This is a genomic window from Shinella sedimenti (genome assembly GCF_022601905.1).
In the GTDB taxonomy this organism is placed as follows: domain Bacteria; phylum Pseudomonadota; class Alphaproteobacteria; order Rhizobiales; family Rhizobiaceae; genus Shinella; species Shinella sedimenti.
The window spans coordinates 513365-529594 of the sequence record NZ_JAKVIN010000003.1 but is presented as its reverse complement, the minus strand read 5'-3'; the positions used below and the strand labels follow the sequence as shown (position 1 = coordinate 529594).

Annotated in this window: 14 protein-coding genes; 7 read left to right on the top strand and 7 right to left on the bottom strand. The window is 62.4% G+C overall.

Annotated elements, in window-relative coordinates:
* Positions 1-24: 24 nt before the first annotated feature.
* The 4 genes from MKI86_RS09980 (at position 25) to edd (ending at position 5575) form a co-directional block, all read left to right on the top strand.
* The gene (locus MKI86_RS09980; RefSeq protein WP_241600525.1) at positions 25-1311 is read left to right on the top strand and encodes an NAD(P)/FAD-dependent oxidoreductase; all 1287 of its coding nucleotides are present in this window, start codon (positions 25-27) and stop codon (positions 1309-1311) included.
* A gap of 94 nt (positions 1312-1405) precedes the next feature.
* Positions 1406-2878: a glucose-6-phosphate dehydrogenase gene (gene zwf / locus MKI86_RS09975; protein ID WP_241600523.1), complete on the top strand. Its 1473-nt coding sequence runs from the start codon at positions 1406-1408 to the stop codon at positions 2876-2878.
* A 9-nt stretch (positions 2879-2887) separates the two neighbouring features.
* Positions 2888-3586: a 6-phosphogluconolactonase gene (gene pgl, locus MKI86_RS09970; RefSeq protein ID WP_241600521.1), complete on the top strand. Its 699-nt coding sequence runs from the start codon at positions 2888-2890 to the stop codon at positions 3584-3586.
* A gap of 168 nt (positions 3587-3754) precedes the next feature.
* The gene (gene edd, locus MKI86_RS09965; RefSeq protein ID WP_241600519.1) at positions 3755-5575 is read left to right on the top strand and encodes a phosphogluconate dehydratase; all 1821 of its coding nucleotides are present in this window, start codon (positions 3755-3757) and stop codon (positions 5573-5575) included.
* Positions 5576-5630: 55 nt separating this feature from the next.
* Here the strand turns inward: edd and MKI86_RS09960 are convergent, their stop codons facing one another.
* From MKI86_RS09960 to MKI86_RS09935, 6 genes are all read right to left on the bottom strand, one after another.
* A complete protein-coding gene (locus tag MKI86_RS09960) occupies positions 5631-6044 on the bottom strand; it encodes a hypothetical protein (RefSeq protein WP_241600517.1) in 414 nt (137 codons plus the stop codon).
* Positions 6045-6176: 132 nt separating this feature from the next.
* Positions 6177-7268 (bottom strand): ABC transporter ATP-binding protein, encoded by a 1092-nt coding sequence (locus MKI86_RS09955; protein WP_241600515.1) that lies wholly within the window; start codon positions 7266-7268, stop codon positions 6177-6179.
* A gap of 29 nt (positions 7269-7297) precedes the next feature.
* The gene (gene bglA / locus MKI86_RS09950; RefSeq protein ID WP_241600513.1) at positions 7298-8950 is read right to left on the bottom strand and encodes a beta-galactosidase BglA; all 1653 of its coding nucleotides are present in this window, start codon (positions 8948-8950) and stop codon (positions 7298-7300) included.
* Positions 8951-9029: 79 nt separating this feature from the next.
* Complete coding sequence (locus MKI86_RS09945; RefSeq protein ID WP_241600512.1) at positions 9030-10175, bottom strand: carbohydrate ABC transporter permease; 1146 nt, start codon at positions 10173-10175, stop codon at positions 9030-9032.
* A gap of 1 nt (position 10176) precedes the next feature.
* The gene (locus MKI86_RS09940) at positions 10177-11184 is read right to left on the bottom strand and encodes a carbohydrate ABC transporter permease (RefSeq protein ID WP_241600510.1); all 1008 of its coding nucleotides are present in this window, start codon (positions 11182-11184) and stop codon (positions 10177-10179) included.
* Between the two features lie 137 nt (positions 11185-11321).
* Positions 11322-12662: an ABC transporter substrate-binding protein gene (locus MKI86_RS09935; protein WP_370879942.1), complete on the bottom strand. Its 1341-nt coding sequence runs from the start codon at positions 12660-12662 to the stop codon at positions 11322-11324.
* 320 nt (positions 12663-12982) lie between these two features.
* Here MKI86_RS09935 and MKI86_RS09930 point away from each other — a divergent pair, with 320 nt between their 5' ends.
* Entirely contained in the window at positions 12983-14011 is a 1029-nt protein-coding gene (locus MKI86_RS09930) for a substrate-binding domain-containing protein (RefSeq protein WP_241600505.1), read from the top strand.
* Between the two features lie 50 nt (positions 14012-14061).
* Here MKI86_RS09930 and folD read toward each other — a convergent pair whose 3' ends face one another.
* Complete coding sequence (gene folD, locus MKI86_RS09925) at positions 14062-14961, bottom strand: bifunctional methylenetetrahydrofolate dehydrogenase/methenyltetrahydrofolate cyclohydrolase FolD (protein WP_241600503.1); 900 nt, start codon at positions 14959-14961, stop codon at positions 14062-14064.
* 120 nt (positions 14962-15081) lie between these two features.
* Between folD and MKI86_RS09920 the strand changes: the two genes are divergently transcribed.
* Both MKI86_RS09920 and MKI86_RS09915 read left to right on the top strand, forming a co-directional pair.
* Positions 15082-15240: a hypothetical protein gene (locus MKI86_RS09920; protein ID WP_241600500.1), complete on the top strand. Its 159-nt coding sequence runs from the start codon at positions 15082-15084 to the stop codon at positions 15238-15240.
* A gap of 57 nt (positions 15241-15297) precedes the next feature.
* Positions 15298-16230 carry a WecB/TagA/CpsF family glycosyltransferase gene (locus tag MKI86_RS09915; protein ID WP_241600498.1) on the top strand — a complete coding sequence of 311 codons (933 nt, stop codon included), beginning with the start codon at positions 15298-15300 and terminating at the stop codon, positions 16228-16230.

The window sequence follows — 16230 nt, the reverse complement described above, 5'->3', positions numbered from 1 at the left end:
CCTCCTGCCCCATGAGTGTGCGTTATGCCCTGGCAAAGCCCGATTTCACCCGGCGTCTCCTGGTATGAAGCAAGCGTTGGAGACCGCCCCGAATATAAGCCCCTCGACGGCTCGGTGGAGACAGATGTCGCCATTGTCGGCGGCGGCTTCACCGGCCTCCAGGCCGCCTATAACCTCGCCCTCAAGGGCGTGCGCGTAACGCTTATCGAGGCGCACCGCTTCGGCGACGGTGCGTCCGGCCGCAACGGCGGCCAGCTCGGCACCGGCCAGCGTGCCGAGGCGGAGGAACTGGAAGCCGAACTCGGCTACGAGCGCGCCAGAGCGCTGTTCGATCTTGCGGAAAACGCCAAGAAGCACATCCGCGATTTCGCCGCCGCGCGGAATCTCGATATTGAGTACATGCCCGGTCAGCTCAATGTGAGCCACAAGGCGAGCTACGAAAAGGACTTCCGCGATCATATCGAGATCGCTGCGACCCGCTTCGGCTATCCGCACATGCACTTCATGGACCGCGCCGAAACCGAGGAGCGCGTCGGCTCGAAGCGCTTCTTCTTCGGCATCCGCGACACCGGCACCGGCCATATTCATCCCATGAAGCTCATCGTCGGCATCGGGCGGGCAGCACATGAGGCGGGTGCCAATCTTCATGAAAGTACCCCTGCCCTCAAGATCGAGCGGGCCGGAGGAAAAGCGGTGATCACGACGGCGCGCGGCATCATCCGGGCCGACAGGGCCCTGATCGCCTGCAATGCCTATATCGGCAATCTGGAGCCGAAGACGGCGGCGCATGTCATGCCGATCCGCTCCTTCATCGGCGCAACCGTACCGCTCGATAAATTTCCGTCGATTATTCCGGGCGGCGAATCCATCGCCGACACACGCTTCGTCGTCCGTTACTTCCGCAAGACGCGCGACGGTCGCCTGCTCTTCGGCGGACGCGAGGCCTATACCTCCGACAACCCGGACGACATGACACCGCCCATCCGCCGGCAGATCGAGGAGGTCTATCCCGAACTCAAGGGCATAGAGCTTACCCACGCTTGGGGCGGATCCGTCGGCATCACCATGCCGCGCAAACCCTATGTGCGCGATGTCATGCCCGGCATCACCACGATCGGCGGCTATTCGGGCCATGGCGTCATGCTGTCAAACTACTGTGGCAAGCTCTACGCGGAGGACGTGACCGGCGGCAGCGCGGAGCTCGACCAGTTGAAGGCCCTGAAAATCCCGGCCTTTCCCGGAGGCTCGCGGTTTCGCTCGCCGCTTCTGTTCCTCGCCATGACGTGGTACGCGCTACGCGACAAGCTCTGATCGAGTCGAAGCGTCGATTTTGTTGCGTGGTACGCTGGCGTTTTTAAATCGATTAGATTATAACACCCGCCAACTGAACAAATCGAGATATCCGATGAGCAGCCAGATCATTCCCGTTGAGCCCTTTGACTATGTCGTCTTCGGCGGAACCGGCGATCTTGCGGAACGCAAGCTTCTACCGGCCCTCTATCACCGGCAGCTTGCCGGCCAGCTTTCCGACCCGACACGCATCATCGGCGCGTCGCGGACGGCCTTCACGGATGCGGAGTACCGCAAATTTGCCGTGGATGCGCTGAAGGAGCATCTGAAGCCCGGCGAATTCGAGGATGAGCAGGTCAAGATCTTCTGCGATCGCCTGTTCTACGTATCGGTCGACGCCAAGTCCGATGCAGGCTGGGACAAGCTGAAGGAGCTGCTCGACGAGGGCAAGGAGCGTGTGCGCGCTTTCTACCTGGCCGTCGCTCCGGGGATCTTCGGTGACATCTCCGAGAAGATCCGCGACCACAAGCTCATCACCAAGCAGACGCGGATCGTCGTCGAGAAGCCGATCGGCCGCGACCTCGCGTCGGCGGACGAGCTGAACAACACAATCGGCAAGGTGTTCCGCGAAGAGCAGATCTTCCGCATCGACCACTATCTTGGCAAGGAGACGGTGCAGAACCTGATGGCACTGCGCTTCGCCAACGCGCTCTACGAGCCGCTGTGGAACTCCGCGCATATCGACCATGTGCAGATCACGGTTGCCGAATCCGTCGGGCTGGAAAGCCGCGCCGGCTACTATGACAAGGCTGGTGCGCTACGCGATATGGTGCAGAACCATATCCTTCAGCTGCTCTGCCTCGTGGCCATGGAAGTGCCCTCTTCAATGGATGCGGAGGCCGTGCGCGACGAGAAGCTCAAGGTTCTGCGAGCCCTCAAGCCCATCGATCAGTACAATGTCGAACGCCTCACGGTGCGTGGCCAGTACCGCGCCGGCGCGTCCGCCGGCGGCCCGGTCAAGGGCTATCTCGAGGAGCTCGACGGCGGCGTTTCCAACACGGAAACCTTCGTCGCCATCAAGGCCGAGATCGGCAACTGGCGCTGGGCGGGCGTTCCCTTCTATATCCGCACGGGCAAGCGTCTTGCCGCGCGCATGTCCGAGATCGTCATCACCTTCAAGCCGATCCCGCACTCGATCTTCGACCCCTCGGCCGGCCGTATCGAGGCGAACCAGCTCATCATCCGTCTGCAGCCCGACGAGGGCGTCAAGCAGTCGCTGATGATCAAGGATCCGGGCCCGGGCGGCATGCGCCTGCGCAACGTCTCGCTCGACATGAGCTTCGCCCAGGCCTTCGACGCCCGCAATGCGGACGCCTATGAGCGCCTGCTGCTCGACGTGATCAGGAACAACCAGACGCTCTTCATGCGCCGCGACGAAGTCGAGGCCGCATGGCGCTGGGTCGATCCGATCCTCAAGGCCTGGGAAGCGACCGGCCAGCAGGTTCAGGGCTACACGGCCGGCACATGGGGCCCCAGCCAGGCCATCGCCCTCATCGAGCGCGACGGCCGCACCTGGCATGAAACGTAAGGAAGGCCGATGAGCGCGAGACTGCATGAATTCAAGGACGGTGCGGCGCTGGGCGAAGGTCTGGCGGATCGCGTATCTGCAGCCCTTGCCGATGCCGTGACCGCCCGTGGAAAGGCCACCATCGCGGTATCGGGCGGCTCCACGCCGAAGGCCTTCTTCAAATCGCTTTCGACGCGCGACATCGATTGGGCGAAGGTGACGATCACGCTTGTCGACGAGCGGTTCGTACCGGCCGACAATCCGCGCTCAAACCATCTGCTCGTCGCCGAGAACCTGCTTCAGGGCAAGGCACAAGCAGCGAATTTCCTGCCGCTGTACCGTGCGGCCGACAGCGCCGACGAGGCCGCCAAGATCGTCTCGCGAGACGCCGAAGCGCTTGGCGTGCCGTTCGATGTTGTCATTCTCGGCATGGGAACGGATGGTCATACCGCGTCGTTCTTCCCCGGCGGCAACAATCTCGCCAACGCGATCTCGGCCGAAACGCCACGCGGCGTCATCACGATGGAAGCGGAAGGTGCCGGCGAAACCCGCCTCACCTTCACCTTCGCCAGCCTTCAGGATGCCCGTCTTCTGGTGCTTCATATCGAGGGCCAGGGCAAGATGGACGTCCTTGCCGCGGCCGAAAATGACGGGCCGGAAACCGACATGCCGATCCGCGCCGTTCTACGGCGCGCGGCAACGCCGGTCGATATCTACTGGGCGCCCTAGAGCATTGCCCCACGCCGGAGATTTCTTCGGCTTTCAATGCTCTGGAGCGCACTCAGCCGGCTGAAGCCGAACATGCCCGGCGCATGGCGCCATTGAACCGCGGATCGTGGCAGCTTTCGCGCTCGCCCAGCCGTGTAAAAATGCAATCGAGGAAGTCAGGATAATCCCATGTCCGCCGACAAGCGCATTGAAGCCATCACCGCCCGTATCGTCGAACGCTCTAAGCCGCACCGCGAACCTTATCTTGGCCGCGTGCGTGCTGCAGCTGCCAGCGGCGTGCACCGCTCGGCGCTCTCCTGCGGCAACCTTGCGCACGGCTTCGCCGTCTGTTCCCCCGCCGAGAAGGACGCGCTCGCAGGCGACCGCGTTCCCAACCTCGGCATCATCACCTCCTACAACGACATGCTCTCGGCGCACCAGCCGTTCGAGACCTACCCGGCACTGATCCGCGAGGCTGCTCGGGAAGCGGGCGGCGTGGCGCAGGTGGCCGGCGGCGTGCCGGCCATGTGCGACGGTGTCACCCAGGGCCAGCCGGGCATGGAACTCTCGCTGTTCTCGCGCGATCTCATCGCGATGGCGGCGGGCGTGGGCCTGTCGCACAACATGTTCGATTCGGTCGTCTATCTCGGCGTGTGCGACAAGATCGTGCCGGGTCTCACCATTGCCGCGCTGACCTTCGGCCACCTGCCCGCGGTCTTTATTCCCGCCGGGCCCATGACCTCCGGCCTGCCGAACGACGAGAAGGCGCGGGTGCGCCAGCTCTTTGCCGAGGGCAAGGCCGGCCGCGCGGAACTGCTGGAGGCCGAATCCAAATCCTATCACGGTCCCGGCACCTGCACCTTCTACGGCACGGCAAACTCCAACCAGATGCTGATGGAGATCATGGGCTTCCACATGCCGGGCGCCTCCTTTATCAACCCGGGCACGCCGCTGCGCGACGCCCTGACCAAGGAAGCCGCCAAGCGGGCGCTGGCGATTACCGCGCAGGGCAACGAATTCACGCCGGCAGGCGAGATGATCGACGAGCGCTCCATCGTCAACGGCGTTGTCGGGCTGCATGCCACGGGCGGTTCGACCAACCATACGCTGCACCTCCTCGCCATGGCGCGCGCCGCCGGCATCCTCTTGACCTGGGAAGATATTTCAGAGCTGTCGGATGTCGTTCCGCTGCTCGCCCGCGTCTATCCGAACGGCCTTGCGGACGTGAACCATTTCCACGCAGCCGGCGGCATGGGCTTCCTGATCCAGGAACTCCTGAAGCACGGCCTGCTGCATGACGATGTGCGCACCGTCTACGGTCAGGGCCTCAACGCCTATACGGTCGATGCCCGGCTCGGCGCCAACGGCACCGTCCTGCGCGAGCCCTCGCCGAAGGTCAGCCACGACCCGAAGGTGCTTGCCAGTATCGAGACACCCTTCCAGCCGACCGGCGGCCTGAAGATGCTCACCGGCAATATCGGCAATGCCGTCATCAAGATCTCCGCTGTAAAGCCAGAGCGTCACGTCATCGAGGCGCCGGCCAAGGTCTTCCACGACCAGCTGGACCTGAACGCAGCCTTCAAGGCCGGCGAACTCACGGGCGATTTCATCGCCGTCGTGCGCTTTCAGGGCCCGAAGGCAAACGGCATGCCGGAACTTCACAAGCTGACGACGGTGCTCGGCATCCTGCAGGACCGTGGCCAGCGCGTCGCACTGCTCACCGACGGACGCATGTCCGGCGCATCCGGCAAGGTCCCGGCCGCCATCCATGTGACCCCTGAGGCCGTGGACAACGGCGCGATCGGCCGCATCCGCGATGGCGACCTCATCCGTCTCGATGCCGCACACGGCACGATCGAGGTTCTCGTGGATGCCGCCGAATTCGCCGCCCGCCCGCAGGCGGCGGCCGATCTTTCCGGCAACGAATTCGGCATGGGTCGCGAACTCTTCGCTCCGTTCCGCGCGATTGCCGGCCCGGCGGACCATGGAGCGAGTGTGCTGTTCGCGTAAGGCGAGGAAGCGGCCCCTCATCCTGCTGCCCGATGAGGGGCGAACGCCCATAAAGTCAGCCGTAGATATCCAGCGTCCGGTTCTGGTGGTTGCGGTGTGTGGAATAGACGAAGATGCGCTGCAGGTCTTTGTCGGAGAGCAGTCGCAGGAAGCGGGCTTCCACGACATCATTCGGGTAGACGCGCTGCGTGAGGCAGCCGATCATCGGGATGCGGGCGCTGACGATATCAAGGTAGAAATTGCGCGGGAGCTGGAACTTCGTCGTCATCGTGATCACGGCGCCGCTGCGCGACAGCTTGATGATCACACCACGGCGGGAGACGAGGTTGACGAGGCCGCCGGTCTCCGTGAATTCGATGCGGGCCTCGTTGCAGGTGTCCTCCATCGGGAACGTTTTTTCCCGATCATACATGAAGGACTCTTCCTTGTTCAGGTAGCTTCCCCGCGATACGTCACCGTAAAATCCCATCAGACTGCTAGCCCCGGCCCTGCATTACCGGGAAATGCTACGATCGCAAGGCTTAACATCGTATTGAACGGCAGGCCTAAATCCTGCCATTCCACACGGTGTCCGACGCCTTTTTTCAGCAGACGCCGTCTCTCAAAGAGACCTGTAGCTCTGCCCCGCGGCATTGAAGAGATGCAGCTTCGTCCTGTCTGCCGTGAAGCGGATCGTATCGCCGCGCTTGACGTCGAGGATGCCGGGGATCTTGGCGATGATCGGCTCGCCCTGCACCAGGCCCTCGATATAGAGCAACGTGACCTCGCCGAGCGCTTCGACGATCGACACCGTGCCGGCGAACAGGAAATCGTCGCCGGTCGAGATCTGAAGGTCTTCCGGACGCACGCCGAAGCTCGCGGACGTCCCCACCTCGGATGCTGCCGTCGCGATATCGACGGTGACGGTACGCCCGCCGGTCAGCTCCAGCGCGGTGGCTGCGCCGGCAGAGGTGATCTTCGCAGGAATGACGTTCATGGCAGGCGAGCCGATGAAACGGGCGACGAAGAGATTGGCGGGGCGCTCGTATAGTTCGAGCGGCGGCCCGACCTGCTCGATACGCCCGGCGGACAGTACGACGATGCGGTCGGCGAGCGTCATGGCCTCCACCTGATCGTGCGTCACATAGATCATGGTCGTATCGGCCATCTGCTCGTTGAGCTTGGCGATCTCGATGCGGGTCGCGACACGCAGCGCCGCATCGAGGTTGGACAGCGGCTCGTCGAAGAGGAAGACCTTCGGGTTGCGGCATATGGCGCGACCGATGGCGACGCGCTGGCGCTGGCCGCCCGAAAGCGCCTTGGGCAGGCGGTCGAGATAGGTGGTGAGCTGGAGGATATCTGCAGCCTCACGCACGCGGCGATCGATCTCCTCCTTGCTTTCGCCTGCGATCCGCATGCCGAAGGCCATGTTGTCGTAGACGGTCATATGGGGGTAGAGCGCGTAGGACTGGAACACCATGGCGATGCCGCGCTTGGAGGGCGGCACATCGTTGACGCGCTCGCCGTCGATCATCATGTCGCCGCCGGTAATTTCCTCCAGACCGGCGATCATGCGCAGCAGGGTCGACTTTCCGCAGCCGGACGGGCCGACGAAGACGATGAACTCGCCCTGCTTGATGTCGAGATCGATGCCATGGATCACGTCCACGGCACCATAGGATTTGCGGATATCCTTGAGCACCAGCCCTGTCATGTCTCTACCTCCCCTGGTTTTCTGACCGGTTACAAAAAGCGGGCAAAGAACCCGCTCCAGGCCGGAAGTTCGATATAGTCTTCATGCATGAGGCTGGCGAAGCCATGCCCCTCTAGCGCCTCGAGCGTGCCGGCGGGAATATCCGCCATGCGCGCGACCGGGCTCATGTTGAAAGTGCAGAAAATCTTCTCATTGCCGTGCGAGCGCACGAAAGAGAGGATCGCCCCTTCCGCCACCTGAAACTCGATCTCGCCCTTGACGAGCGGCACGTGCTCCTTGCGGAAAGTCAGGAAGCGGCGGTAATGCGCAAGCACCGAGGCATCGTCGCCCGCCTGCAGGTTGACCGCACGCTCCAGATGCGCTGGCGGCACGGGCAGCCATGGCTTGCCGGCGCTGAAGCCGCCCGTCGGGTCATTGCTCTCCCAGACCATCGGCGTCCGGCAACCGTCGCGCCCCTTGAAGTCGGGCCAGAACTGGATGCCGTAGGGATCCTGAAGATCCTCGTAGGCGATCTCCGCTTCCGGCAGCGCCAGTTCCTCGCCCTGATAGATGCAGACGGAGCCACGCAGCGAAAGCAGCAGGCTCGACAGCAGCTTGGCATGCGCCTCATGGTCGTTCACGCCCGCGCCCCAGCGGCTGACGTGGCGCACGACGTCGTGATTGGAGAAGGCCCAGCAGACCCATCCTTCGGGGGCCGCCTTTTCCAGCGCATGCTGCGTGTCGGCCACGAAGGCCGGGGTCAGCGGCTCCGGCGCCAGAAACTCGAAGGCGTAGCACATGTGCATCTTGTCGCCGCCCGACGTATATTCACCGGCGATCTCCAGACCGCGCTGGCTGTCGCCCACCTCGCCGACGGCGGCAATCGCGGGGAATTCCTCCATCAGCGCGCGGAAGCGCTTGAGGAATTCCAGGTTCTCCGGCTGGTTCTTGTCGTAGATGTGTTCCTGGTAATTGTAGGGGTTCACGGCCGGCGCGGTCTGCGCATTGCGCCGCTCGGGCGCGAGCGCCGGGTTATCGCGCAGTTCCTTGTCGTGGAAGTAGAAGTTGATCGTGTCGAGACGGAAACCATCGACACCGCGTTGCAGCCAGAAGCGGGCGACCGAAAGCAGCGCGTCCTGAACCTCGGGATTGTGCAGGTTCAGGTCCGGCTGCGAGGTCAGGAAGTTGTGCATGTAATATTGCAGGCGCGTGGGGTCCCACTGCCAGGCTGAACCGCCGAAGATCGACAGCCAGTTGTTCGGCGGCGTGCCGTCAGGCCGGGAGTCCGCCCAGACATACCAGTCCGCCTTGGGGTTCGTGCGCCGCGAGCGGCTTTCGACGAACCACGGATGCCTGTCGGAAGTGTGCGACAGCACGAGGTCGATCATGACGCGGATATCGAGACGATGCGCTTCTTCGATCAGCGCATCGAAATCCGAGAGTACGCCGAAGATGGGATCCACATCCTGGTAATCGGAAACGTCGTAACCGAAATCGCGCATGGGCGAAGTGAAGAACGGCGATATCCAGATCGCATCGACGCCAAGCGATGCGACATGGGAAAGCCGCTCGGTGATGCCCCGAAGATCGCCGATCCCGTCACCATTGGTATCCTGAAAGGAACGCGGATAGATCTGGTAGATCACCGCACCGCGCCACCAGTCCTTGTCCGGCTGGAGAAGCGTTGAACCCGACGTCGTCATTCTCATATGTCCTGTCTGGGCGCGCCGGCCTGACGCTGTGACAGCGCCCGGCCGGTTCGCATATTGCTGGAAATGGTTGTCAGCCCCCCTTCACCGATCCCGCCAGCAGGCCGCGCACGAGGTAGCGCTGCAAGCTGAAGAACACGATGAGAGGAACGATGATGGTGATGAAGGCCGAGGCCGTGAGGATTTCCCAATTACCGCCGCGCGAGCCGAGCAGATTCACCAGTCGGCCGGTCAGCACCAGCTCGTTGTTGCCGGTACCGAGGAAGACCATGGCGACCAGCAGGTCGTTCCAGGTCCACAGGAACTGGAAGATGGCGAAAGAGGCGAGTGCCGGGAAGGACAGCGGCAGGATGATCTTCACGAAGATGTCGAAGTCGCTGGCCCCGTCAACTCGGGCCGACTCCATGATCTCGCGCGGCAGGCCGGCCATGTAGTTGCGCAGCAGATAGACCGCGAGCGGCAGGCCGAAGCCCATATGGGCGAGCCATATGCCGACATAGGTCTTTGCAGGCACCCCGAGGAAGGCGCCGACGCCATTGTAGAGCTTCAGTAGCGGGATCAGCGACATCTGTAAGGGCACAACGAGCAGGCCGACGATGACGGCGATGAGGATCGCGCGCCCCGGGAAGGGCATCCAGGCCAGTGCATAGGCACAGAAGGCCGCGACGAGGATCGGGATGATCGTTGCCGGGATCGCCACCGTCAGCGAATTGATGAAGGAGGCGCCGATGCCTTCGGCATTGAGCACTTCGCGATAGTTGTCGAGGGTGAAGCGCGGCGGCACCGCGGCCGTAAAGAAGATGCGCTGGCCGCGGGTGCCTTCCATCCGCGTGGGCGAAACGATCTCGTAGCTGCCGTCCTCATTCACGGTCAGGGTCTGGCCATCGCCGATATCGGCGGATGTGCCGGCCTCGAACGCCGCGGGCTGCATGGGCCGGACGCCGAAGGCGGACACCTTGCTCGTTCCCCCTTCGATGAGATTGCCCGTGATCACGAACTTGCCATCCTTCTCGACCTGCGCTTCGGGCGAGGCCGCGCGGCCGGTCAGGTTCTGCGAGGAGGTGGAAAGCGCCGTCCACCAGCCGGAGACGGCAAGCTGGTCCTTATCCCGCAAGGACGAGATCAGCAGGCCCGCGGTCGGCAGCGTCCAGAGCGCGACGAGCAGCAAAACGGAAAGGTGAACGACGATGATGAGGGGCGAACGGGACGTGGCAATCATCTCAGCGCTCCATTTCCTTAGTGGCGTTGCGGATGTTCCAGATCATGATCGGGATGACGAGGACCATGATCACGACGGCGATGGACGCACCGCGGCCGAAATCGCCACCGCCGCGGAACATCCAGTCGAACATCAGGTTCGCGAGAACCTGCGTCTGCCACTGGCCGTTTGTCATCGCCAGCACGATATCGAAGACCTTCAGGACGAGGATGGTGATCGTCGTCCAGACGACCGCGATCGTGCCCCAGATCTGCGGAACCATGATCTTGAAGAAGATCTGGAAACCGTTCGCGCCGTCGATGACGGCAGCTTCGATCGTTTCCTCCGGGATGCCGCGCAGCGCCGCCGAGAGAATGACCATGGCAAAGCCGGTCTGGATCCAGATCAGGATCACCATCAGGAAGAAGTTGTTCCAGAAGGGGATGGTCATCCACGCCTCGGGCTGGCCGCCCATGGCGACGACGATGGCGTTGAGGATGCCGATCTGCTCGGACCCTTCCGAGCGATAGTCGTAGACGAATTTCCAGATGACGGCCGCGCCGACGAAGGAGATCGCCATCGGCATGAAGATCAGAGTCTTTGCGATATTACCCCACCAGATGCGGTCGGTCAGCGCGGCAATCACCAGGCCGAAGAAGGTGGAGAGCGCCGGCACGACGAGCAGCCACAGGAAATTGTTGAAGATCGACTGGCGGAACTCGCCGTCACCCAGCATCCAGCGGAAATTGCTGAGACCGACGAACTGCTGGCCGGAACGGTCGTGGAGGGAGAGGCGTACCGATTCGAAGACGGGATAGACCAGATATATGCCGAGCGCGAAGAGCGCGGGCGCCATGAAAAGCCATGGCCGGATGGCATTGGTGATCCGGAGGTTCTTGGAGGCCTGCGGGCCTGTCAGCCCCTTGGAGGGGAAGATCTTGTCGAGAAGCCAGTTCGTTCCGAAAAAATAGACGACGCAGGCCAAAACGCCCGCCACCATCGTGAGAATGGCGAATAACAACTGCTGCATGGCAACCCCTCCCCAGGAACCTTCCCCAGACGTTCACTTCGGTCCCCACGGGCGCTTTCGCGAAGCACCCGCAGGTCCGGCTGCACTTTCCATGCTTTTGAAAACCGGCCGGCGGATGCCGACCGGTTCACCGGGATTTACTTGATGGCGTCCCAGGCCTTCTGGATGCCTTCGGCAACGTCGGGGGCCGACTTGCCGCCAACGAAATCGACCATGCCGGTCCAGAACGCGCCGGCACCGATCTTGCCCGGCATGAGGTCCGATCCGTCGAAGCGGAAGGTCGTCGAATCCAAGAGGATTTCACCCTGCTTCTTCATGGGGCCATTGGCATAGGCTTCCTTGTTGGCCCCCTTGAACGGCGTGAGGAAGCTCGACTGCGCCATCCAGACCTCATGGGCGATCGGCGTCTTGAGGAATTCGATGAAGGCGCGCGAGGCCGGCGTGTCCCGGGTGATCATGGCGAGCGTTCCCGCGCCGAGGACGGGATTGCCGAGTTCCGGCTTGCTGGCATAGGGCGGCATGTAGAAGAAATCCGCATCCTCGCCGACGACGGTACCTTCCGGGAAGAAGGACGGGATGAACGATGCCTGGTGGTGCAGGTAGCATTTCGGCGGCGAGGCGAAGAGGCCCTTCGGGCTGTCGCGGAAGTCGGTGGAGGCTACGGCGGCAGCACCGCCGTCGACAAACTTGTCGTTCTTGGCGAACCAGCCAAATTCATCGATCGCGCCGACAACCGCGGCGTCATTGAACGGGATCTCGTTCTTCACCCACTTGTCGTAGGTTTCCGGGCTCTGCGTGCGCAGCATCAGGTCCTCGACCCAGTCGGTCGCCGGCCAGCCGGTGGCCCCGCCCGAACCGAGACCGATGCACCAGGGCGTGCCGCCGTCGGCGACGATCTTTTCCGTCAGCGCCTTCAGGTCTTCCATGGTCTTGGGCACTTCGTAGTCGGCATCCTCGAAATTCTCGGGCACGTACCAGACGAGCGACTTCACGTCGATCTTGTAGGGGAAGGCATAAAGCGCGGTGTTGCCGTCCTTGCCCTTGTAGGTCGAAAGATCGACCCAGGACTGGCCGGCGGCATAGTTATCGAGAAGCCATTTCTGCGTTTCGTCGCCGAGCGGCGTCAGATAGCCCTTGGAGGCAAGGTCGGCGATCAGACCCGGCTGCGGGAGGATCGCAACGTCAGGCGGGCTGCCGGCCTGCGTATCGATGACGATCTGCTGCTCGTAGTTCTCGGACGAGGAATACTTGACCTCGACGCCCGTCGCCTCGCTGAAATATGCGTAGACGGCCTTGAAGAGCGTCTCGTCCTCACCGCGCCAAGGGCCGAAGATCGTGAGCGTCTGCCCTTTGAGGTCGTGGCCCTTCTCGAAGTCCTCAAAGCTCTGCCAGTTGAACTTGGCGTCCTCGCCGGGCTTGAACTTCAAATCGGCCGCGACGGCGCTGCCTGCCAGCACGAGAGCGAGTGCAGCCGTCATCAACAATGTCTTTTTCACCTGATTTGCCTCCCAAAACAGAACCGCCCTCTCCCAGGGCTGGCATTTCCTAAAATAGCCCAAAATTCAAAGCGCTTTGGATTTCCTTTCATCCCACTTCGCCGCCGCTTTCGTCAAGCCCCCCGAAAAGCGACGCATGAAAACTGAGGTTGATGCAGCGCAGCGTCATTTTGCGCCGCAAAATGACCGAAACCGCTTTTTCCATTTGTTCTTCTGATGTTAGATGCGGCCCACGACGACGCAAGGCATGAGGACGCCGGCGGCATCCAAAGCGCTTCGAATTATTCTAGAAAGCTAAGCATGTGAATCTCAAGCAATTGTCGCAATTGCTGGGCCTCTCCCAGACAACCGTGAGCCGCGCGCTGAACGGTTATCCGGAGGTCAATGCGGAAACCCGCCAACGGGTGCTGGATGCGGTCAGGGACACGGGATACCGTCCCAACCGCGCCGCCCAGCGCCTTGCCACCGGTCGTGCCGGCTCGATCGGCCTTGTCATGCCGACCGCCGACGGTATCGAATCCGACGTACATTTCGGCGAATTCCTGGCCGGCCTCGGTGACGAGGCGGTCAAGCACGATTTCCATTTCGTCATCAATCCGAGCCATCCGGAGGACGAGGTCGCCACCTGCCGCAGGCTGGTGGCGAGCGGCAATGTAGATGCGTTGTTCCTGGCCTATATGCGCGAGAAAGATCCGCGCATCGCCATGATGAAGTCGCTAAAAACGCCCTTCATCGTGCATGGGCGATCCATCGGCATACCGGATGACTATCCCTATCTGGACATCGAGAATACGGGCGCGTTTTACGATGCCGCCCGCCTGCTTACGCAACTTGGCCATCGGCGCTTCGCGCTCATCAATGGCCCGGACTATCTGGCGTTTTCCGTCAGGCGCAGGAAAGGCGTGGTGCGGGCGCTTGCCGAGCATGACCTTACCCTGCGCGACGAATGCGTGAACCATGCGCAGATGACCGACGAACACGGTTTTCGCGCCATGCGGGCTTTCCTCCGGCTCGAGGGACCGCCAACGGCCGTGCTCTGTTCCAGTACGGTTCTGGCGCTCGGCGCCGTCAGGGCCATCAACCAGGCGGGACTCAAGATCGGCTCGGATATCTCCCTGGTCGCCCATGACGACGTGCTACCCATGCTGAAACCGGAGAACTTCATGGTGCCGCTGACGACGACGCGCTCATCGCTGCGCGCCGCAGGCCAGCGCATCGCCCGCCGGCTGATCGCCCAGATCCTCCAGCTGGAAACACTGCCCCAGCAGGAACTTTGGAAGACGGATCTCATCGTGCGCGCCTCGACCGGCCCTGCGCCAGCCGAGAGATAAAGCAGCAGAAATGAAAAAGGCGCCCGCGGGCGCCTGTCTTCGTTGCCGGATCAGAATTTCGGCGGGGTCCTGCCTGCCTTGCGATAGGCGGCGATGACGGTATTGGCCATCAGCATCGCGATGGTCATCGGACCGACGCCACCCGGGACCGGCGTGATAACGCCTGCCACCTTGGCGCATTCCTCGAACGCGACATCGCCGACCAGGCGGGACTTGCCTTCGCCCTTCTCGGGTGCGGCGACGCGGTTGATGCCGACGTCGATGACGGTCGCACCCGGCTTCACCCAGTCCGCCTTCACCATCTCCGGCCGGCCGACGGCGGCAACCAGGATATCGGCATTGCGGCAGACGCCGGCGAGATCCTTCGTGCGCGAATGCGCCGTCGTGACCGTCGCATTGGCGGCGAGCAACAGTGCCGACATGGGCTTGCCGAACAGATTGGAGCGACCGATCACGACCGCATTCAGGCCAGACAGGTCGTCGCCATGGACGCGCCGCACGAAAACCATCGCGCCCGCGGGTGTACAGGAAACCAGACCGCCATCGAGATCGCCCGTCGCAACCTTACCGGCATTGACGACATGCAGGCCGTCGACATCTTTTTCCGGCCGGATCGACTGGATGATCGGATCGGAATTAAGGTGCCGGGGCAACGGCAATTGTACGAGGATGCCGTGGATGCTTTCGTCCGCATTCAGCGTCTCGACGAGACGAGCAAGCTCTTCCTGCGTCGTTTCTTCCGGCAGCGTGTGCTGGATCGAATTGAAGCCGCACTCCTTGGCCATGCGGCTTTTGGAAGAGACATAGGCATGGCTTGCCGGGTCGTCGCCGACGATGATGACGGCAAGGCCAGGCTTGATGCCCGCTTCCGCCTGAAGAGCAGCGGTCGCCGACTTCACGGCGTCAATCACGGAAGCGGCAACCTGCTTCCCATCGATAATGGTTGTCACGTTTCTCTCCCTGCAATGATGCACGCACCCTAACGGCGCGCCGGCACCGTGCGATGGCCTTTTAACGCCCTATGCTGTCGAAAACACATAAATTCAAGCGCCGCGTGCCGGAAAGCGGAGATGACAGACAAGGAAATGCATTTTCCCGGCGTGCAGAATGTCGCATTCCGTCCTGTCATTCTGACCGAGAAACGGGAGACGACGATGATAGAGAAGACGGACCATCGACCAATCTGCTTATTTATCAAGGCATTAAGAAAAGGGTTTATGAAGCGTTAAAAAGCGAGACGGCCTTTTCACGAATTCCTTAAACGGCCTTTCAAGCAGAGTTGCTACATGACGGAGATCAATGCGAGCCCCGAGACAAGCATGACGCCCGACCGTATCCGTTCCGCTGACCGCCAAAGCCCGGCGAGCCGCAAGGCTTCTGTCGCGCGCGCATCCCGGCAAGGCCGCGTTCGCAGCAACCCGGTTCCCGGCACCGTCGTTCCAGCGCGCCGCGATATTCTCGGCCTCGACATCTGCGATTTCGGATGGGCCGATGCTCTCGCTTTTGCCGAGGAGCGGGCCACGATGCCGTTCGGGCAAAGCATCATTGTCTTCGCCAATACCGACAACGCCAATCTCATGATGCGCGACGCGGATTATCGCGCGGCGCTCTCGCGCCAGACCGTGCTGCCGGAGGACCGGGGGATCGATCTCGCCGCCCGGCTGCTGCATGGCCAGCGCTTTCGCGCACGGCTGACCGGCGCGGATTTCGTACCGGCCCTGCTCACCTATATCGGAAAGCCCATGCGTATCGCGCTGGTGGGTGGGCATGCGGCCTCCTTGAAGAAGGCGGCCGAAATGCTCAGCCGCCATGCGCCGTGGCATAGCATCCTGCCGATCGCCGACGATACCTTCGATCTCGGACAATCGGACGCGATCATGGCGCGCGTGGGCGTCGCGAACGTCGACATCCTGCTCGTTTCGATGGATAGTCCGGCGCAGGAAAAGTGGATCGACCGGCATGTCGGCCCCGGTCATGCCAGGCTTGTTCTGGGTGTCGGGCACCTCTTCGAGACACTGTGTGGTGAAACGCAATCCGCGCGGCCATCGACACGAAAGTTCGGGCTCGGCTGGCTCTCCCTTCCCTTGCGGAGTGCTTCACGCATGCGGGATAGCGGACCGGTCAATCCGCTGTTCCTCTATCATCTGCTGCGCTACAAGTTCTCCGGCGCGAAGACCGGACGCACGAGGCAGGAAATGGCAAAGGCCGGCTCGCTCTGA